The sequence below is a fragment of the Dyadobacter chenwenxiniae genome, assembly GCF_022869785.1.
Lineage (GTDB): Bacteria > Bacteroidota > Bacteroidia > Cytophagales > Spirosomataceae > Dyadobacter > Dyadobacter chenwenxiniae.
In genome coordinates this window covers 4269264-4290271 of the sequence record NZ_CP094997.1, presented here as the reverse complement: position 1 = coordinate 4290271, position 21008 = coordinate 4269264, and the positions used below count along the sequence as shown (strand labels likewise).

Sequence of the window (21008 nt, the reverse complement as noted above, 5' to 3'; positions counted from 1 at the left end):
ATTCACTATGAATATAACGCTATCAGCTAAGCAATGGGCAGCGATCGGGATTGTGCTGATGACGCAATCTTCGCTGGTTGCCCACTCCCAGATTATCGCTTATGCCTCCATTCCCACCAGACAGCATAATGCTTTTGGTCAAGAAATGAAGTTAAAAAATGTACTGCTGGATTTGCAGAAACATTATGGGGTGGAAATCATATTTGAAGACCGTCTTGTTCGATCTGTCAATGTTGCGCCCGGTTCGCTGGATTTTAATCAGTCCCTTGAAAAGAATCTCAGCCTATTGCTGCAACAGAATGGTTTGACCTACAAAAAGACAAGAAAAAACACTTTTGTAATTACAGAAGTAAAAGCGAAAGAAGCGGCTCCTGTAAAGGAGGAAGGAAAAGAAACCAGTGCACTGCCTGAGCAGAGCGTTAGTAATGAGCCGGTTATCGCCGCATTAGGTGCGCAGTCAGCAGCTATCGACCGTACGATAAAAGGTAAGGTGGCTGATGAAGCGGGCGCTGGCTTACCAGGTGTCAGTGTGGTTCTGAAAGGAACCCAGCGTGGGACTTCAACAGGTGCAAACGGCGAGTTTACCCTGGACATTCCGGATGGAGGAGCTCAAAATGTGCTTGTTTTGAGTTTTGTAGGTTATAAATCGCAGGAAGTGACAATAGGAAGCCAGTCAACTATCGACGTGGCTATGCTGCCGGACGAAAACGCACTTGATGAAATTATTGTTGTGGGTTATGGGACTGTAAAAAAGTCTGACCTTACCGGCGCTGTCGGAACGATCAAGGGCGAAGTTTTACAGGAACGCCCGGCATCGTCCCTGAACCAGGGGCTTTCAGGTCGTATTGCCGGTGTGAATGTTTCTTCCAACTCTGGTCGTCCGGGTGGCCGGGCCAATATTCGTATCCGTGGAGCGAGTTCGATCAGCGTTTCCAATAACCCGCTTTATGTTATCGACGGAGTGATTTTAAATGCAGTGGACCTTGCTAACGGAAGCACACCCATTGATTACATTAACCCGAACGACATTGCTTCCATTGAAGTTTTGAAAGATGCCTCTTCAACTGCTATTTATGGTGCCAGGGGTGCGAACGGGGTGATCCTTGTGACAACTAAACGCGGAACTTCAGGCGGCGGCAAAGTTACTTATGATACGGACTTTTCCATTGGCGTAGCACCTAAAAAACTGCCTGTTTTGAATTCGAAAGAATTTTTGGCTGTCGAAGAGCAGGCTTATGTCAATGCTGCAAAATTCGATCCGGTGGGCTGGGCGACAGGAACCAAATACACTGATCCCAAGCTCAAACGTACCAATCCGCTGCTGTTTGATGCCAGCGGCAACCCGCTTTATGACACGGATTGGCAGGATGAAACATTCCAAAAAGCATTTACGCAAAACCATCAACTCGGCTTAACAGGCGGAAGTGAAAAAGGAAGCTACGGGGCATTTCTGAACTATCGGAACGAAAACGGGATCGTGCGCGAATCATGGCAAAAAAGGTTTGCAGGAAGATTTGTATTCGATAGTCAGATCAAAAGCTGGCTAAAAGTAGGTGGAACCCTGGGCTACACCGATCAAAATGAAAAGCAAATTGACCAATTAGGCGGTGGTGGTATAACAGCCATGCGCCAGGTGCTGGAAGCTTTACCAATTATCCCGGTTAAATATCCGGACGGAAAATGGGCGAGCAACAGGGATTATCCCGGAATGGAAGGCGGTGACAGCCCATTGCGCGTAGGAGCAGAGCGGTTGTCATACCTGAGAACACAGACAATGCTCGGAAACATGTACGCCACAATCAGCCTTGCACCAGGCCTGGATTTCCGCTCGACAGTAGGAACCAACGTGATCAATCAGCGTGAGGATTATTTTGCTGCGGCTGGCTTGCAGTACATTTCAAATAATGGTGATGCCTCTGTTCAGAACAGGCGTTTCAATTCATGGCAATTTGAAAACTACTTGACGTATGTTCGAGATTTTGGAAAAATCCATTCGGTCAATGCGATGCTGGGTTTGTCATGGCAGCATGTGGACCGGTTTGATAATCTTGCCAGAAGCCAGAATTTCACGGACACTTATTTTCAGTTCAATAACCTTGGAGCGGGAGCAACTGCACTGGCCCCAACTTCCAATGCGCAGGCTTATGGGCTCAACTCTTACTTTGCAAGGCTTAATTATAGCCTGATGGATAAATATCTGGTAACCTTCACGGGCCGGATCGATGGATCTTCCAAATTCGGGGATGCTAACCGGTATGCGTTCTTTCCATCGGCGGCCCTTGCCTGGCGTGTATCCGAGGAAGAATTCCTGAAATCGAGCGCTGCAATTTCAAACCTTAAAATCAGGGCGAGCTATGGCGCTACGGGTAACTCGGAAATTCCTGCTTACCGCGCGTTGGCTGGTATGACCAACAATATTGCGAATGTGATCGATTACAGCGTGATTTTCGGCGGCAACCGCGCCATTGGCACGGGTATCAGCCGGATGTCAAACTCGAACCTGCAATGGGAAAAAACGCAACAGGTTGACTTGGGTATAGAATTAGGCTTGTTTTCAAACAGGCTGAGCTTTGAACTGGACCTTTATCGGAGAAAAGTGAATGAAATGCTTCTTGATGCGCCGCTTCCTTTAAGCAGCGGTTACAGCAGCATTTTCACCAATGTCGGAAGCATGGAAAACAAGGGGGTTGAGTTTGCAGTGAACTCTACTAACATTAAAGCGGGTGATTTCTCATGGAATACGACTTTCAATATTTCTGTAAATAAAAACAAAGTGCTAGCATTGTCCGGCGGCAGCGATATTTTCTCGGGAGCCACGGTGATCCGGGTTGGCGAGCCGGTGGGTTCATTTTTCGGAAGGGTGAATCTGGGAACTTGGTCCACTGGTGAGGCAGATCTGGCAAAAAGTTACGGAGAACTGCCGGGTGACGTGAAGTACGCGGACCTGAATGAAGACGGAGCGATCAATGACCTGGACCGGGCGATTATTGGAAAGGGTATTCCTGATGGTTTTGGAACATTCCTCAACACATTCCAGTACAAAGCCTGGTCGCTAACGGTAGATTTGCAATATATGTACGGAAATGACGTGCTCGACAGGAGTATCCACTCAGCAGAAGACAGACAAGGCATTGCCAACAGTTATAAAACTGTGTTGAACGCCTGGACGGAGACTAACCAGAATACGCCGATCGCACAGGTCCGGCCGATCAATGCAGGCTATGACACCAACAACGACAGCCACAAAGTTACGGATGGTTCCTTCATCCGCGGACGTAACCTGTTGCTTGCCTACTCATTCCCGGCGTCAACGGTTTCTAAGCTTAAACTGGACCGCCTGAGAATTTATGGATCAGTTCAGAACTTTTTCGTCACAACCAAATACAAAGGTTACGACCCCGAAGTTTCCAATTCAGGTTCTCCATTCGACCAGGGATTTGGATTGTACGATTATCCGAAGCCAAGGGTATTTATGCTAGGACTCAACATTGGTTTGTAAATCTTGACCTTTATTCTGAATCATTATATGAATAGTATATCAAAAAAAATCGCACTGTTCACCACTGTGGTGAGTATGTTTTGGGCCACTGGTTGCAATGATTTTCTGGACGAATCGGATCCCAGCAATTTCACAACCGACAGCTATTTTACTACTCCTGCACAAGGCCGTAGTGCAGTCAATTCCATTTATGCAAGTTTGCGGGAGCCGCTTGCAAGCGGATTTGGCGGAGGTGCGTGGATGATGACCGAATTTGCAACCGGACTGGCCGGAACGGATCTTGGGCAGGCTGTCAACAGCTATTTTGTCAAAGATTTGAGGAATACTTCTGATAACGGATACAGCCAGACTTATTGGGCTGCCTATTACAGGGGCATTGCCAACGCCAACCTTTCTATCGAAAAAATACCCAATATCCCGGCTATCAATACTGCGGAGGCGAAAATGCTCGTTGGTGAAGCAAGTTTCCTGAGAGCTTTTTATTATTTCAATTTGGTGCGCATGTTTGGCAACATTCCGCTGGTGACCAAGCCCGTGGATCTTACATCCGATCAATTGAAGCCAACCGCCGCGCCAGCAGAGGATGTGTATAACCTGATCGTGGAGGATTTAAAGGTTGCAGAAGCATCCGGTTTGCCTTGGACTGATGTTTCAGGCAAAGTGAGCATGGGTGCGGTGAAATCGCTGCTTTCGCAGGTTTATCTTACTATGGCAGGGTTTCCATTGCAAAAAGGGGCCTCACATTATCAGTTGGCCGCTACGAAAGCTGCCGAGGTGATCGATTCGAAGCAGTTCAAATTATTTGCTTCCTATAATGACTTGCATGATCCTGCTAAAAAGAATGTGGACGAAAACATTTTCATGATCCAGTTCCGCACGCAGCTCATTCCCTCCAACTGGCAAGTTTCTATCATTCCTTACAACAAGAATATCTCACAGTATTCGGATGAAACGGGCGGGATTTACTCGACTTCGGATTTTGTGCAGTCGTACGATGCGGCTGATTTGCGCGCCAAGGAAAAGCAATTTTTCTTTACCAAATTTACCAATGAAGCCGACCGGACAAAAGCCGTGGATTTGGGTGGCTATTTTATCTACAAACATTTTGATAACGTAGCGCAAACCAGCACTGCAAACAGTGACCTCAACTGGCCGGTAATCCGGTATGCTGACGTTTTACTGACATATGCCGAAGCCGCCAACGAAGCAAGTGGCCCGTCTGCAAAAGTTTTAGAGGCAGTAAATGCGATAAGGACACGGGCACAATTGCCTGTATTAGCCGGTTTGGCAAAAGATAAATTACGTGAGGCGATCTGGAAGGAACGTTGGCACGAGCTGTGCTTTGAGAACATCACGTGGTTTGATATGGTTAGATTGCGGAAAGCATTCAACGTAAAAACCAAGACGTTTGAAAACTATGTGGGTCACAAATTCACTTATGGACCAACCGTAACAGAAAGGGAATTGCTGTTCCCTATCCCAACTGCTGAAATCCGTAACAACACGAATCTGCGTCAGAACAACGGATATTGAGCAGTGAGGACCTGAGAATTAAAGCATTTAGGTAAATAGTTAAGCATACTAAATACGTAAGCCGCTGGAAATTTTCAGCGGCTTCTTTGTTGCTGGCATTGTATTTTACCCGTTCCGACTATCATCACCAAACTTGATCTAATATGAAGAAGATAATCAGAATTGTTTTTGCAAATTTCGCGATCGCCGCGGGTGCTTTGCTCGTTGGTTGTAACTCAGGCGCAGACAAAGACAGAAAAGAATTAGCAAACGCAGAAGAGAAAGCACTGGAAACCGCCGACGAAGCCAGTCAGGAAGTTGCAAACACTTCGGATACAACCGACATGGCCGATGTAAAAGAAGATCTGCTGGAGGCGAACCAGAAGCTCAACGAAAAGCAGCAGGAATATTTGGCCTCACTGAAAAAAGAAGAAACGAAATTACAGGAGCGCGTAGCGAAGCTTAACGATAAGATAAAATCTGCCGATGGAGATGCAAAAAAACGTCTGACGGCCAAAATGGATAAAGCGATCAAAGAACGTGATCTATTACAGGCAAACATTCTGGAAATGGCAAAACCCATGGAAGATAAACGCCTCGAAACTGTGCAGAAAGAAGTCCAGCAACGGATTGTCGCTATTAATAAGGAGTTGAGTGAGGAGTAAGACGTTGCTTGTCAGCTGAGCGCCCAAACACTTGTCAGCCTGAGCGGAGACGAAGGCACGTTACCAAGGAGTAGCGCGCCTTCGTCTCCGCTCAGGCTGACAAGCATAAAAGCATTTACGCTGGCAAAGTGAGTGAGCTCGGGCTCATCAAGTAGATCAGATAAATCTATTTATCAAATTCTCCAAATATTCCTGCTTTCCAGAAATAGTTGCAGGCTCGCCTTTGCTTGCAGCCAGGTCAAATAGATCTTCCAGTTTCAATTGTCCTTTCTCGAATTCTGCACCTTTACCGCCGTCGAAGCTGGCGTAGCGATCCGTGCGGATCTTCTCGTATTCACCGTTTTGGATGATTTTGTCTGCAACGATCAATGCTCTCGCAACCGTGTCGATTCCGCCGATGTGTGCGTGGAATACGTCTTCAACGTCGGTGGAGTTACGACGACGTTTTGCATCGAAGTTGATACCACCGCCTTGCAACCCGCCACCTTTGAGGATTACCAGCAATGCTTTTGTCCATTCTGCAATGTCATTCGGGAACTGGTCTGTATCCCAGCCATTTTGATAGTCACCACGGTTTGCATCAATAGAACCCAAAATTCCTGCATCCACTGCCACTTGCAATTCGTGCTCAAATGTATGTCCTGCTAATGTAGCATGGTTCACTTCCAGGTTTAGTGCAAAGTCACCCAGCAGGTCGTGCTGACGAAGGAAACCGATAACGGTTGCTGCATCGTAGTCATACTGGTGTTTAGTAGGCTCACAAGGTTTTGGCTCAATGAAGAACTTGCCTTTGAAACCGTTGGCACGTGCATAGGCCACAGAAAGTTTAAGCATCTGTGCAAAGTGCTCCTGCTCACGCTTCATATCTGTATTCAGCAAGGTCATATAACCTTCACGACCGCCCCAGAATACATAATTTTCTCCGCCTAACGCGATGGTTGCATCCAAAGCCATTTTCACCTGAGCACCCGCATGTGTAAGCACATCGAAGTCAGGGTTGGTAGAAGCGCCGTTCATATAACGGTGATGGCTGAACAGATTAGCTGTTCCCCAAAGCAATTTTACGCCGGATTCTTTTTGCTTTTCACCCAAATAAGCCGTCAATGTCTGCAAACGCTTTTCGTTTGTCTTCACGTCGTCGTCATAATCCACAACGTCCAGGTCGTGGAAGCAATAGTAAGGAACGCCTAATTTGGTGATAAATTCAAATGCAGCATCAGCCTTGTCTTTTGCACGGTCAACGGCATCTGCTTTTTTGTCCCATGGATAAAAAAGTGTTGGTCCGCCAAATGGGTCAAGTCCCGAGCCACAGAATGTATGCCAGTAAGCAACAGCGAAGCGAAGGTGGTCCTTCATGCTTTTGCCTGCTATGATCCGGTTTTCGTCGTAAAAGCGATAAGCCAGTGGATTGTCTGTTTCAGGACCTTCAAATGCGATTTTCCCGATTCCTTTGAAATACTCCTGTTCTCCGAGTAAGATGCTCATTGTGATTTATTAATAAGTGTAAGATTGACATTTCATGCTGCAATACTATCACTTTTTTCTGAATTATTTGCAGTGAAAATAAAAAGAGGAGCAGAAATGATTTCTGCTCCTCTTTTTTGATAAAAATTTTGAATTGCTCAGAAGAACTTCGCGCGGCGGTCTTCGATTTTCGCGTTTTCGCGGATGGCTTCGTTCACAAGATAAGACATGCGGCTTTCCAGCGATTGCGTCAGCTGCGTCTTGTATTGCGTGTAGTCAGCAACTTTTGGTGCTTCCGTTTTGCTAACCAATTCCATGATGAATACACCATTCTCGCCGGTGAAAACACCTGATTTCTGACCTGGTTTCAAGCCAAATGCTTTGCCCAATGCAATCGGATCGAATCCTGCGCTGGTTAAGAAACCGGTTGCAAGTGAAATGTCTGTTGCGTTTTCAACCAATGCGCCTGCGCCATATTTAGCCGCGATTGCAGGAAGGTCGCCCGTTGCGCCTTTCAGCTTCGCAGTGATTTGCTCCGCCTTGATCTGATTACGCACTTTGGTTGTCAATTCGTCGCGGAAGTCAGCAACTTTTACATCCTTCGCGTCAGACTTGCCAACCAACACAGCTACGATATATTGTTCTTCTGTTTCAAAAACCGGAGAAACTTCGTTAATGTCTGAATCATCCTTGAATGCCCATCTTACAATATCACGGCCATTTTGAATGGCATTAATGTTCGTTGCAGATTCAGGAATGCGGTTGGCGTTGGCTACTACCAATGCTTTATTTTTCTTAACAGCTTCATCAAATTCAGTTTTTGTTTTTACCGTATTCGCAAACTCGTCCGCTTTTCTGTAAGCCTCGTCACGTGTTGCCTGGCTTGGGGCAATCGTTTTTCCGATGGCTGCAATGCGGTACAATGTGTTTGATTTTGGATCGGTAACCTTGATAATGTGGAAACCAAACTGGCTTTCTACCAATCTCGGGATCAAGCCCGGAGCAGTTGCCGAGAAAACCGCTTCTTCAAACGGCTTAACCATTTGGCCATTGTTCTGGAAATAGTTAAGGTCACCGCCACGTTGTGCAGACTGTGGATCAGCACTTGTGGTTGCTGCCAATGCTTCGAAGTTGGCACCCGCACGAATCTGAGCAAGAATTCCTTCTGCTTTCGTACGAGCTGCCGCTTTTGCGGAATCGGATTGGTTTTCAGCCCGGATCAAAATGTGGCTTGCTCTTGCGGAAGCAACCGTATCAACGCGCGTTCCGCCGTATTTGTAGATATAATAAGTGTTGCCTTCGCGGTAAGGACCGTAAACGCCGCCCGGAACAAATGTTTTTACAGCTTCTTTCAACTGGTCAGACATGGTTCCCAATGACATATTGATCGGCAACGGAATGTCTGAATTCATGCTTGCGAAAGCTGAATCATTCTGCGCTGTGGCCAGGCCACGCGCAAGTTCTTTGATTTCAGTATATAATGCAGCGCTGTCGTCTTTGGCAGGCTGAACCGGGAAAGTAACGTATTCGATTGAACGTGTATCGGTTCCTTTATATTCGGTGCGATGCGCGCCCAGATAATCTTCAAGTTGCTTGTCTGTAACTTTAATCGTCGTATCAACAACCGAGAAATAGGGCACATACAGGTAACGCAATGTTGCTTTGCTGTTTTGGGCTACATATTCTTTTTCAGCTTGTGCTTTCGGAATGTAAGTCGAAAGTTTCAGCATGTTTTCATATTTGGCACGTGTGCGCTCTTCACGAAGGCTTTTCTCAAAATTCTCCCATGATTTTTGTTGCTCAACAGGAAGTGTTTTAAGATTTTTCAGATAGTTAACAACGGCGTTTTTGTCAAATTTACCAGTGGTAGGATCAGAAAAAGCTTGCAGAATCGATGGGCTTATGTGGTTACCCTGAACCATATCAACCAATTCCTGGTCAGTAACAGTCAGTCCAAGATCTTCAAATTCTTTTTTGTAGGCAATATCAACCACAAACTGGTTCCACGCCTGATCTCTCAGCGAAGCCAGTTCATTTTCGTTCAAACTGCGTCCCGATTGCGCTTCATAATTTTGGCGGAAGCCGTCAACGCGGGACTGGAAGTCTTTAATGTTGATCTCTTTGCCGGCGATTTCACCAACAGTCTGGTCATTTCCTCCCCCAAGCATGGAATTTGGGCCCATTAAGTCGCCCCCCACCATAAAAAGAATTAAACTGATCGCGATAACCGTCACAGCGATCCCGGATTTTTCTCTGATTTTTGTAATTAAAGCCATTTTCTCGATTCAAATTAGTCCGCAAAATAAAATCTTTTCTTCGTGGAATGCAAGAGGTTATGCTTATTGCATGTGTTTCAAATTGAAAGCATACATTATTAGCATAAAAATACTGAAGAAGACCCCAGCCATAGATGTAATAGCCCCCAACCAGCCACCTATCAGAAAAAGCGGTAAAAGAAATGCAACGGCAATCCCGCCCATATATAGGTAGAATCCTCTTTTGTCGAGATTCCACATTAAATAGGCCGCGAATAAAGAGAGAGATTCGAAGATCAGCATAATGATGGCCCCGGTTTTGATCGACCCGGCCGTCGTTTGCTCAATTACAGCTTCGAACATCTTGTCCATGGTCTTTGTATCCGCAGTACTTGCCTGATTTTCAAGGTTTTCGCGCACGCTTTCAAATGTTTCGCGGGTTTTATCGGCCATGATCTCAGGGTTCCATAACCTTTCCGATTGGGTCCAGAGACCAGAAACGGAGCTCATAAAAGTCAGGATACATAATATGGTAAGGAACGTAGGGCGATTTACTGTTTCACTCATTTGGTAGTAAATAATATCAGCAGGATTTTCTGATGAAGGATGTAAAATTTGTGGTTTTAGCTGAAAACACCAAAGCCATTTGAATATTCTTATAAGGGAACATACATTTGTCATTTTTAGTCCGAAAATATTACAACAACCCAAAGACCAACTGTTATGAGCTTACAAATTCTGACCGATCGCGTTAAAAATATCCTGGGAACCGACAGCGGCCTTAATGCCACGGTTAAGTTCAAAACGGAAGAAGGCAATGTGTTTATCGATAGCAAATCAGTTCCTAATTCCGTGACGAATGATGACCTGGAAGCAGATTGCACGTTTGAAGTTTCTACAAAAAATGCACTTAAACTCATCGACGGCGACCTGAATGCCATGATGGCTTATATGACGGGCAAACTTAAAATCGATGGCGATATGGGTGTGGCCATGAAAATCGCCGAAACTTTTGGTGGAAAATAGTAGTCTTCCCAAAGCACTTCCTTTTCACTCCTGGCGGTTATATTTTTTTACCAAAACCAAAATCATGACATGTTATGGAAAAGCAAAAAGTGCTGAGCGAAACTGACATTAAACGCAGGGACTTCTTAAAAGCCGGCGCGCTGGCAGCGGGGACTTTCATGATTGTCCCGCGTCATGTTTTGGGAAAAGGATACATTGCCCCCAGCGACAAGCTAAACATTGCGGCTGTGGGCTGCGGTGGAAAAGCAGATACGAATATAAGGCTGGCTTATAATGAAGGCGCAGATAACATTGTCGCATTATGTGACGTAGACGACCGCCAGGCCGTAAAATACCGCAAGCAATTTCCAAATGCACCTTATTATAAGGATTACCGGAAAATGCTCGAAAAGGAAGCCAGGAACGTGGACGCCGTTATTGTTACCACGCCTGATCACATGCATTTTCCGATTGCAATGGCCGCTATGGAGCTGGGAAAGCATGTATATATTGAAAAACCATTAACCAAAGATATTTGGGAAGCGCGAAACCTTACAAACGCAGCCAAAAAATATAAAGTTGTAACCCAAATGGGCAACCAGGGCAGCAGCAGCGATGGCACCAGGCAAACGGAAGCATTGGTGCAATCCGGCATTATCGGTGATGTGCATCAAATTGAAGTATGGACCGACAGGCCGGTTTGGCCGCAAGGCGTAAAATCACCCAAAGACAAAGGCGAATCGCAGCCCGTTCCGGAAGGAGTGGACTGGGACCTTTGGCTGGGAACTGCTCCGAAACGTGATTACCACGAAGCGTACATGCCGTTCAGGTGGCGCGGTTACTGGGACTTTGGCACGGGCGCATTGGGCGATATGGGCTGCCACTTCATCGACGTGCCGTTCCGCGCATTGAAACTGGGCTATCCAACCTCGGTGGAATGCAGCGTAGGCTCTGTTTATGCCGACTTTTTCGAGCAGGCATTTTTCGATGACGTTGCCCCGCCATCCGCATCCATTCACATGAAATTCGCTTCAAAAACGCCGGGTAAGGACATTAATTTCTCCTGGTACGACGGCGGCATGCGCCCGCAATTGCCGGAAGGCTGCGATTATAAAACCGTTTTCGGAAGCGTTGACGGCGGTATGCTGTTTACGGGAACAAAAGGAATTTTGAGCGCAGAAATGTTTGGGAATAATCCGCGTTTATGGCCCGAAAAGAAATTTGAAACAGTCAGACCCAATATAAAACCACGCGCATTGGTTCCTGGTGGCTCGGAAGGACATCAGCAGCAATTCGTACAAGCTTGCAAAAAAGGCCATGGTGCTTACACAAGTTCTGCATTTGAAGAGTCCGGGCCTTTGACAGAGATTGTGTTAATGGGAAATCTTGCCGTGCGTTCTTACCTGCACCGTGAGCCCAAAGCCGACGGAAAAGGCGGATTTGAATTTCCGGGGAGACAAAAGCTCATCTGGGACGGCGCCAATATGAAGATCACCAACTTTGACGTTGCAAATCAGTTTGTGAAGAGAGAATATCGGACTGGGTGGTAGTGCGGCGTTGGAAGACTTGAAGACTTGCTAAGTCTTGGAGACTTAGCAAGTCTTCAAGTCTTCCAACGCCAGCTACAACTCCAATTCTCGCAGATACATTTGGATCGTATTTTCCAATCCCAAATAAAGCGCATCTGAAATCAAAGCATGACCGATGGAAACTTCATCCATCCAGGGAATGCTTTGTTTCAGAAAATGCAGATTATCCAGGCTAAGATCGTGCCCTGCATTTAGGCCCAGCCCCACTTCTCGCGCTTTTTCGGCCGCCAATACAAATGGCAGCACGGCTTTTTGCCGGTTTTCGAAATAATATGCGGCATAAGGCTCCGTGTAAAGTTCCACACGATCGGCGCCGCAAATTTTTGCGCCTTCCACCATTCGCTCGTCCGGGTCCACAAATACCGAAACCCGGATATTGGCAGATTTAAATATTTGGATCAAATCGGTGAGCTCGCTTCTGTTCGTGATTGTATCCCAGCCTGCATTGGAAGTAATCGCGCCCAGCGCGTCTGGCACAAGCGTCACCTGATCCGGTCTGTTCGCCAGAACGAGTTCAACGAATTTTTTTTCTGACGGATTTCCCTCAATGTTGAATTCAGTAGTCACGACCTCTTTCAAATCGTAAACATCCTGATAACGGATATGCCGCTCATCCGGGCCTCGGATGCACCGTTATGCCCTGGGCACCAAACCGCTCGCAATCCAGCGCCACTTTCAGCACATTAGGATTATCACCACCGCGGGAATTACGGAGAGTTGCGATTTTATTAATGTTAACGCTTAATCGGGTCATGAGAGTAATTTTGAATGAGTGAATGAGCGGGCGCCGCTGCACCGAAGTGTGGGCGCCGCTGCGCTGAATGTGCGTGCGCCGTTGCGCTGGATAGGACAATTTATAAGGTTTCGATTAACTTTGCAGCCCAATTGGCGAATTTAAATTCGGCCAAAATTAAAACCATTCACTCATTCACTCATTCAGTCATTCAAAATTAAAAACATATGTCACTAAAAACAGACGTCGAATCAGGCATTAAGGATGCTATGCGGGCCAAAGATCAGGATACATTGCGGGCTTTGCGTGCGATTAAGTCGCTTATTCTTTTAGAAGAAGAAACAAAAGGCGGCGCAACAGGCGAACTGACTGCGGATGACGAACTTAAACTGCTTACGAAGGCAGCCAAGCAACGCAGGGAGTCGGCGGACATTTACAAATCACAAAACCGCCCGGACCTGCTGGAAAAAGAAGAAGCTGAACTGGCTATCATAGAGCAATTCCTGCCGAAACAGCTTACAGAGGACGAGGTGAAAGCTAAATTGCAGGACATTATCACCCGTGTAGGCGCTTCTTCACCCGCGGATATGGGCAAAGTAATGGGCGTGGCAACCAAAGAATTGGCAGGACAGGCAGACGGACGTGTGGTTTCAACTTTGGTAAAGAGCTTGTTAGCATGAAATTATTGGATGTTCTCATCCTTCTTCCGCTCCTTTGGGGAGCATTACATGGTTATCGCAAAGGACTTTTGATCGAAATTATCGGCATTGCCGGTCTTGTGATCGCCATGATTTTAGGTTTCAAATTCTTAGGGTTGGGAATGGAAATTCTTACGCCTTATTTCAGTGACAGTGTGGCCAAGAAAATCCTGCCTTATGTTGGGTTTTCGGCCATTTTCTTTCCTACTATATTCCTGTTAAACCAATTTGGTTATTCCATCCGAAGATCGCTTCGTTTTTCTATTTTAGGAACATTCGACAGTGTGGCCGGTGGGATGGTTGGCGTGCTGACCTGGGTTTTCGGGATCAGTGTTTTCTTTTGGCTTGTGAATGCGATTGGTGTGAAAATCCCGTCGCATAGGACGGACGACACTTATCTTTATCCGCTCGTTGTCCCCGTTGCGCCAAACCTGATCACCAAAGCACTCACATTGATGCCCTCCGGGACGGAGTTAATTAAGGAATGGAAGCGAGAATATCTGGATGATGATAAACCCGACGATGATAAAGAGGAAGTTACCACGGAGGAATCGTAATCTCAGCATCAAATCCGCGCATTTGAACTTTCGAAATTCCATTAAGGTTACGTTCGGTAGTTGAGTTTCAGTAACTTTGCAGAAAAATTGTCCGAGTGCTATGTGCGTTGGACTAACAGGATAGAAGATAATGATTGAAATTAATAAAAGGCAGGATATCCGGAAAATGGACGTTGAACAGCTCAAAAGCTGGCTTGCAACGCATGGAGAAAAAGGTTTTCGTGCCAAACAAATATTTGAATGGATCTGGAAAAAATCTGCCCATTCTTTTGATGAAATGACAAACCTGTCGCTCGCTACACGCCAGTTACTGAACGAACACTTCCTCATACATTCGCTGGACATTGCCAAACAACAGCAAAGCAACGACGGCACCATTAAATCTGCATTCAAACTTTTTGACGGCAATCTGGTCGAAGGCGTTTTAATCCCTGCGGCCGATCGCATGACGGCTTGCGTAAGCAGCCAGGTGGGTTGCTCGCTGACGTGCAAATTCTGCGCTACGGGTTATATGGACCGTAAACGCAATCTGGAAGCGGGAGAAATTTACGATCAGGTCGTAGCGATTGCGAGACAAGCGGAAGGAAGTTTCAAAGCACCATTGACCAACATTGTATATATGGGCATGGGCGAACCTTTGCTTAATTATGCCAATGTGCTGGAATCTATCGCACACATCACATCTCCGGAAGGTCTGAACATGTCACCCAGACGTATCACGGTTTCAACTGCGGGCATTGCCAAAATGATTAAAAAGCTGGGGGATGACGAAGTGAAGTTCAGGCTTGCATTATCGTTGCACGCAGCCAATGATGTGAAAAGAAACCAGATTATGCCCATCAATGAGTCCAATTCGCTGGATAACCTGGCTGAGGCCTTAAATTACTTTTACAAGAAAACAGGCAACCGGATCACGTTCGAATATATTGTTTTCAACAATTTCAATGACACTCTGCAGGACGCGAAAGAGTTGTGGGAATTTACAAAACGTGTCCCAGCCCGCGTAAACATCATTGAATACAACCCAATCGCGGAGGCTGATTTTAAAAACACAGAAGCAGACCGATTAGATAAATTTGCAGCCTTTCTGGAAGATAGAGGCGTTTCCGTGCATGTGCGCAGAAGTCGCGGCAAAGACATTGACGCAGCTTGCGGCCAGTTGGCCAATAAAGAGGCAGCTTAATCTGCACTACTTATTCCTGATCTTGAATTAACAATTTGGTAATATTGCATCGGGAAGGAATAAGTAGTTTTGTCTCCTATTAAATAAACCTATATTCTTCTTTTATGTTTGGTCTTGAAACCGACATTTTTATCCTCCTCGCTTTTAGTATTTTAGCGGCCTGTGCATTCGAGTTTGTAAATGGTTTCCACGATACCGCCAACGCCGTTGCCACTGTTATTTATACCAATTCATTAAAGCCCAATGTAGCCGTAATCTGGTCGGGTTTTATGAATTTCTGCGGTGTGTTTCTTGGTGGAATAGCCGTTGCGATGGGAATTGTCAATTTGCTTCCTGTTGAATTACTAATTGATCAGAATGTCTACCATAGCGCCGCTATGGTTTTTTCTTTGCTTTTCAGTGCCATTATCTGGAACCTCGGGACCTGGTATTTTGGCTTGCCAAGTTCCAGTTCGCACACATTAATAGGCTCCATTTTAGGTGTAGGGCTTGCATTTACATTCATGCCTGAAAACACACAAGGGGCTGGCGTTAACTGGACCAAAGCGCAGGAATTGTTTACCTCGTTGCTCACTTCCCCGATCTTCGGTTTTGCACTGGCGATTATTATCATGTTCATTCTGCGGAGAATGCTTTCCAAGCCGCTCCGCGAGGTTGTGTTTAGTGAGCCAAAGAAAAATCAGCCGCCTCCGCTTTGGATCAGGGCTATTTTGATTACAACCTGCACGCTTGTAAGCTTTTTCCACGGTTCTAATGATGGACAAAAAGGCGTGGGGCTTGTAATGCTGATCCTGATTGGCATTGTTCCTGCACATTTTGCATTGGACAACAGTATCGACCCAGCGGGAATGAAAACGGATCTGGCTGGCATTGAACGCGCAGTGAGTACAATTGATTCTTCCAGATTGTCGGTTTCCGACCGCCAGCATCTTTACACCATCAAATCAGAAATCGATACGCTGAACCAGCAGATCAGCAAGCCACTTGTGGACAAAAAACTGCCTTTGGAAGACCGTATGGATGCCCGCCGTTCCCTTTTGCTGATCAGCCGGAATTTGAAAACAATTCTGGATAATGGACATGCTAATTTGAATGTGGAAGACAAAGCATTTTTGAAAATGCAGTCTGGCAGCGAAACAGGGATCAGAAGGTATACGGACTATGCTCCGGATTGGGTGATTTTGATGATCTCGCTATCGCTTGGGCTTGGAACAATGGTGGGCTGGAAAAGGATCGTGGTTACGATTGGTGAGAAAATTGGCAAGCAACACCTTACTTACGCACAAGGCGCTTCTGCTGAGCTTGTTGCAGCGAGTACAATTGGTGTTTCGTCCTATTTAGGGCTTCCCGTGAGCACGACACACGTGCTTTCCTCTGGGATCGCGGGTTCGATGGTTGCGAGCAAAGGCGTTAAGAACCTGCAAGGGGGAACGATCCGGAATATCGTGATTGCCTGGGTGTTAACATTGCCGGTTACCATGCTTCTGTCTGGAACGCTTTACGTGTTTTTCCGCTGGATATTATAATATTTTGAGTTAATAAAAGGCATTACAAGGCCGCCGGGATCATTCCCGGCGGCCTTTCATTTTTTGCATATCCGCACTTTCTTTGCTTTTCAATGGTTTAATAGTGTAAATTCGGGTCCACGCGGTGGCCGGAATTTTTATGATTAACTAAAAGCCAATTATTCACCATAATGACAACTATTGAAGAGCAGGTTAACCGTTACGGTTATGTCACCGAAGCTGTTGCTGATGATATTGATCTGATTGCGGAGATTAACCGGTTAAAAAAGGAAAAGAACGCTGTGATCCTCGCACACTATTATGTAGATGCGGAAATTCAGGATCTGGCGGATTACATTGGTGACAGCCTGGGACTTTCGCAGCAGGCAGCAGCCACGGAAGCGGATATGATCGTTTTCTGCGGCGTGCATTTCATGGGCGAAACGGCCAAGGTTTTAAGTCCGAATAAAAAGGTGGTCATTCCTGACCTGAATGCAGGCTGCTCCCTCGCAGACTCAGCTCCGGCAGACAAATTCGCAGCATTCAAAGCGCAATATCCCGATCACATTGTGATCAGCTACATCAACTGCTCGGCTGAAATTAAAGCCTTAACGGACATTGTCTGCACCTCTTCCAATGCATTGCAGATCGTCGAAAGTTTACCAAAAGATCAAAAGATCATTTTCGCACCGGATGCCAATTTGGGAAGATACGTTGCGCACAAAACGGGCCGCGAAATGGTGTTATGGGATGGCGCCTGCATTGTGCACATTGATATTTCCAGAGAAAAGCTCAAACAACTGCGCGACGATAACCCCGATGCGTTGCTTATCGCACATCCCGAATGCAAGGAAGACATTCTGATGCAGGCTGACTTTGTAAGCTCTACAACTGGTTTATTAAAATTTGTAAAAGAATCTCCGCACGAGAAATTCATCGTTGCCACCGAAGCAGGGATTTTGCATAAAATGAAACAATCGGTTCCTGACAAGAAACTGATCCCAGCTCCCGGCTCGGATAATAACACCTGCGCCTGTTCAGAATGTCCGTACATGAAAATGAACACATTAGAGAAGGTGTATAATGCACTTTTGTACGAACAACCAGAAATCATCGTTCCCGAAGACATTCGCTTAAAAGCATATAAGTCCGTTGCCCGTATGCTGGAACTGAGTAAAGGAATATAAGTAGTAAGTAAGCTTTGGGCTTTAGGCCGTAAGCTTTAAGCCTTAGGCGCCGAGCTTACAGCATAAGGCCTACAGCCTAAAGCATAAAACCATTAACCTGAAAAAAATGCCCCAATTCGATTTCCTGATTATCGGTTCCGGAATTGCCGGACTAAGTTATGCAGCCAAACTGGCAAGACATTTTGACGAATTAAAGCAGGAAACCTCCATTGCTGTCATTACCAAAGTGCAGGCGGATGAAACCAACACCAAATACGCTCAAGGCGGAATTGCAGTGGTTTGGGCCGAATCGGATTCGTTTGAAAAGCACATTCAGGATACAATGGATGCGGGGGACGAGGTGAATAAACGGAACATTGTTGAGATCGTGGTGCGCGAAGCGCCGCAGCGCATTCAGGAGCTCATTGATTACGGAACACGATTTGATAAGGAAAAAGGCGGGGAATATGATCTTGCCAAAGAAGGAGGACATTCGGATAACCGTATTCTGCATTTCAAAGACATTACCGGAGCCGAAATCGAGCGTGCGTTGCTCGAAGAAGTTAACAGGCACAAAAGCATTCAGGTTTTTACACATTATTATGCTGTGGAGCTCATTACGCAGCACCATTTGGGCGAAACCGTTTACCGCTACCGTGAGGACATTCAATGCTACGGTGCTTATGTGCTGAACCGGCAGACGGGCGAGGTGGAAAAATTCTTAGCTAAAACCACGATGCTGGCCACAGGCGGGATTGGGAATATCTACCAAAGTACAACCAATCCGACCATTGCAACCGGCGACGGCATTGCCATGGCTTACCGCGCGAAAGGTATTTGCGATAACATGGAGTTTATCCAATTCCATCCTACCAGTTTTTATCAGCCAGGTCAAAAACCATCATTCCTCATTTCCGAAGCTGTTCGGGGATTTGGAGGTATTTTAAAGAGAGCAGACGGCAGCACGTTCATGGAGCTGTACGACGAACGCCTCTCCCTGGCGCCTCGCGACATTGTGGCCCGCGCTATTGACTCGGAAATGAAAAAAAATGGTGTTGACCACGTTTACCTGGACGTGCGCCATCTGGACTATGAGAAATTTTTGGAACATTTCCCGAACATCACCGAATACTGTCTCAAATCAGGCATTGACGTCCGAAAAGATATGATCCCGGTTGTGCCGGCTCAGCATTATATGTGCGGCGGAATTAAAGTGAATGAATGGGGCAAGACTAATATTAACTTTCTATACGCAGTTGGCGAATGTTCCTGCACTGGTTTGCATGGATCTAACCGACTCGCTTCCAACTCCTTACTGGAAGCTGTAGTGTTTGGGCACAGGGCTTACGAAAGCACCGTCGAAAGTTTCAACAAAGCAATTACACCTGAAAATATCCCTGAATGGGATGATTCGGGCACGACACATCCCGAAGAGCAGGTTTTGGTCACCGAGATGACGAGGGAATTGAATAGCATAATGTCCAATTACGTCGGCATTGTACGAACGGACAGGCGTATGAGGCGTGCATACGACCGTTTGGAATTGCTGCACAAAGAGCACGAGCAACTTTACCGGGAATCCAAAGTTTCCGTGGCGATTTGCGAGCTTCGGAACATGATCTCGGTTTCTTATCTGATCATAAAAATGGCAATGGCCCGACGCGAGAACATCGGGCTGCATTATAATTCTGATAATGTGCGTTCAGATCGGGGCGATTCTGGCCGCCCCAATTTAAACAGAATTAATTTGTAGCAATTTCGTGCCGGCCTTTCTTGGTAACGGCACGTCTCCAAACATTTTCACCGACCTTTTCACCCAGATAAGTGCCTTGCTCGACGCCGTCGCGGTAATGTATGCCGCCGTAAACTCTGCTGATGGAAGCGTCCCAGTAAGCTTCTTTGAATGATTTAAAAGACTTAATGCCATGGCCGTATTTCTTTTCGGTCGTGTCGGTGAACGCTACATTGTCCCCGATCAAATGGGTTAGCACAACTCCGCAAGCAGCCGAAATACTACTATGACCGCTTACATATTCAGGGAAAGCGGGCGTTTCGAGGAATGGTCTCCAATTAGGATCCCAGTTGTTATTGATCACCGTCTCCGGACGAATCCGCACCGTTCGGTATTTTTCATCCCAGCACGCTGAAAACGCATCAAATAATGAGAGTGCGCCCAAAGTATATGTTTCGGTAGAACGTATCAGATCCAGTTTCTTATCGGTAGCCACCGTTCTGATGATCGCAAGCCAATGCCCGGCCGGTGTCATTTTTTTGTTGGCAAACATAGCGTGACCAACCACATTGGTTACAAACGCATTATCGTCCCAGAAATAAGCCGTGGCCTTCTGTTCGTCGGTTAATGACTTCCCGGTGTTGTACACTTCCATAGCCAGCTCCATAAACTTGCTTTTTTTGTCCAGGTCATATTTGGCGGGAGGCGGGCAGCGGAACTGTGTCACTGAGTCAAGCGCAAATGTCCGGACCGTGTTCCACATCGGCTCGCATGCGTCCGCATATGCAGGCGGCGTAGGCACCCAGGTTCCGGGTGCATTTGTAACCGTATAGCGATAACCGCGTATTTCTTTATAATGATCTTTTGCAGAATATGCGAGTACATGTTTGGCCACCGAGTCACCGTATGCGGTTGAGCGTTCAAAAACATCTTCTGGGATGCCCATTTCCCGATATTTTTCAAACAACCCTTTTTCATAATCGTCCCACATATTTCCCGAGAATGTGAGTGTCCGTCCTACCGTTGTAAATGCCTTGATACTGGCTAACGGATAACAGTAGGCCAGTGAAGAGTCCGGCCTTGGAGGCACTGTAAACTTCACAAGCTGCCCGCCAAGCGACTGATATTCAGGATAACCCGGAGCAAGCGCCTCATATGCAGCTAAAAATGAATAGCTATAAATCCTGCTGGCAACGGGAGGTTTGAAAATGTCATGAATGATCACGTCGGTAAGGTGCGTGGCAGTTTCATGGAATATTTTAGGATCGGCTGCCTTAGCATTGTATTCGTCCGGTGACACATTTTTGGTACAACCGACGGCAAACGAAATACATATAATGGAGAGTAAACGCAATTTCATTATGTAGACAATAGGTAACAAATACAACATTACTAAGTCACGAAGTTAGTAAACATCCATCACATTTCAGGCTCAAAACATGTAA

The 21008-nt window shown here is 46.2% G+C and carries 15 protein-coding genes and 1 pseudogene; 11 read left to right on the top strand and 5 right to left on the bottom strand.

Features of this window, described 5'->3' with window-relative positions; genetic code table 11:
• Nucleotides 1–7 precede the first annotated feature (7 nt).
• The 3 genes from MUK70_RS18250 to MUK70_RS18240 all read left to right on the top strand — a co-directional run bounded on the left by MUK70_RS18250 (nucleotide 8) and on the right by MUK70_RS18240 (nucleotide 5676).
• Nucleotides 8–3499, top strand: a complete 3492-nt coding sequence (locus MUK70_RS18250) for a SusC/RagA family TonB-linked outer membrane protein (protein ID WP_234654337.1) — start codon at nucleotides 8–10, stop codon at nucleotides 3497–3499.
• Nucleotides 3500–3526: 27 nt separating this feature from the next.
• Nucleotides 3527–5032: a RagB/SusD family nutrient uptake outer membrane protein gene (locus tag MUK70_RS18245; RefSeq protein ID WP_234654335.1), complete on the top strand. Its 1506-nt coding sequence runs from the start codon at nucleotides 3527–3529 to the stop codon at nucleotides 5030–5032.
• A gap of 143 nt (nucleotides 5033–5175) precedes the next feature.
• On the top strand, nucleotides 5176–5676 hold the full coding sequence (locus MUK70_RS18240) for a hypothetical protein (protein WP_234608575.1): 501 nt from the start codon (nucleotides 5176–5178) through the stop codon (nucleotides 5674–5676).
• A gap of 156 nt (nucleotides 5677–5832) precedes the next feature.
• Here MUK70_RS18240 and xylA read toward each other — a convergent pair whose 3' ends face one another.
• The 3 genes from xylA to MUK70_RS18225 form a co-directional block, all read right to left on the bottom strand.
• On the bottom strand, nucleotides 5833–7161 hold the full coding sequence (xylA, locus tag MUK70_RS18235; RefSeq protein ID WP_234608573.1) for a xylose isomerase: 1329 nt from the start codon (nucleotides 7159–7161) through the stop codon (nucleotides 5833–5835).
• A gap of 137 nt (nucleotides 7162–7298) precedes the next feature.
• Nucleotides 7299–9416 carry a peptidylprolyl isomerase gene (locus tag MUK70_RS18230; RefSeq protein ID WP_234608572.1) on the bottom strand — a complete coding sequence of 706 codons (2118 nt, stop codon included), beginning with the start codon at nucleotides 9414–9416 and terminating at the stop codon, nucleotides 7299–7301.
• 63 nt (nucleotides 9417–9479) lie between these two features.
• Nucleotides 9480–9905 (bottom strand): hypothetical protein, encoded by a 426-nt coding sequence (locus MUK70_RS18225; protein WP_234654332.1) that lies wholly within the window; start codon nucleotides 9903–9905, stop codon nucleotides 9480–9482.
• A 213-nt stretch (nucleotides 9906–10118) separates the two neighbouring features.
• Between MUK70_RS18225 and MUK70_RS18220 the strand changes: the two genes are divergently transcribed.
• Both MUK70_RS18220 and MUK70_RS18215 read left to right on the top strand, forming a co-directional pair.
• Nucleotides 10119–10421: an SCP2 sterol-binding domain-containing protein gene (locus MUK70_RS18220; protein WP_234608570.1), complete on the top strand. Its 303-nt coding sequence runs from the start codon at nucleotides 10119–10121 to the stop codon at nucleotides 10419–10421.
• Nucleotides 10422–10495: 74 nt separating this feature from the next.
• Entirely contained in the window at nucleotides 10496–11950 is a 1455-nt protein-coding gene (locus tag MUK70_RS18215; protein WP_234654331.1) for a Gfo/Idh/MocA family protein, read from the top strand.
• Nucleotides 11951–12022: 72 nt separating this feature from the next.
• Here MUK70_RS18215 and MUK70_RS18210 read toward each other — a convergent pair.
• Nucleotides 12023–12743 (bottom strand): annotated as a pseudogene (locus MUK70_RS18210) (pyridoxine 5'-phosphate synthase).
• 206 nt (nucleotides 12744–12949) lie between these two features.
• Between MUK70_RS18210 and MUK70_RS18205 the strand changes: the two are divergent.
• The 6 genes from MUK70_RS18205 to nadB all read left to right on the top strand — a co-directional run bounded on the left by MUK70_RS18205 (nucleotide 12950) and on the right by nadB (nucleotide 19584).
• On the top strand, nucleotides 12950–13402 hold the full coding sequence (locus MUK70_RS18205) for a GatB/YqeY domain-containing protein (protein WP_244784451.1): 453 nt from the start codon (nucleotides 12950–12952) through the stop codon (nucleotides 13400–13402).
• Complete coding sequence (locus MUK70_RS18200) at nucleotides 13399–13977, top strand: CvpA family protein (RefSeq protein WP_234654329.1); 579 nt, start codon at nucleotides 13399–13401, stop codon at nucleotides 13975–13977. The genes MUK70_RS18205 and MUK70_RS18200 overlap by 4 nt, the downstream gene beginning before the upstream one ends.
• Before the next feature lie 130 nt (nucleotides 13978–14107).
• A complete protein-coding gene (gene rlmN, locus MUK70_RS18195) occupies nucleotides 14108–15160 on the top strand; it encodes a dual-specificity RNA methyltransferase RlmN (RefSeq protein WP_234608565.1) in 1053 nt (350 codons plus the stop codon).
• A 104-nt stretch (nucleotides 15161–15264) separates the two neighbouring features.
• Nucleotides 15265–16686 (top strand): inorganic phosphate transporter, encoded by a 1422-nt coding sequence (locus tag MUK70_RS18190; protein ID WP_234608564.1) that lies wholly within the window; start codon nucleotides 15265–15267, stop codon nucleotides 16684–16686.
• A gap of 170 nt (nucleotides 16687–16856) precedes the next feature.
• The gene (gene nadA / locus MUK70_RS18185) at nucleotides 16857–17852 is read left to right on the top strand and encodes a quinolinate synthase NadA (protein ID WP_234608563.1); all 996 of its coding nucleotides are present in this window, start codon (nucleotides 16857–16859) and stop codon (nucleotides 17850–17852) included.
• Between the two features lie 106 nt (nucleotides 17853–17958).
• The gene (gene nadB / locus MUK70_RS18180) at nucleotides 17959–19584 is read left to right on the top strand and encodes an L-aspartate oxidase (RefSeq protein ID WP_234654327.1); all 1626 of its coding nucleotides are present in this window, start codon (nucleotides 17959–17961) and stop codon (nucleotides 19582–19584) included.
• Here the strand turns inward: nadB and MUK70_RS18175 are convergent.
• A complete protein-coding gene (locus MUK70_RS18175; RefSeq protein ID WP_234654325.1) occupies nucleotides 19574–20923 on the bottom strand; it encodes a vanadium-dependent haloperoxidase in 1350 nt (449 codons plus the stop codon). The genes nadB and MUK70_RS18175 overlap by 11 nt on opposite strands.
• Between the last annotated feature and the right edge of the window lie 85 nt (nucleotides 20924–21008).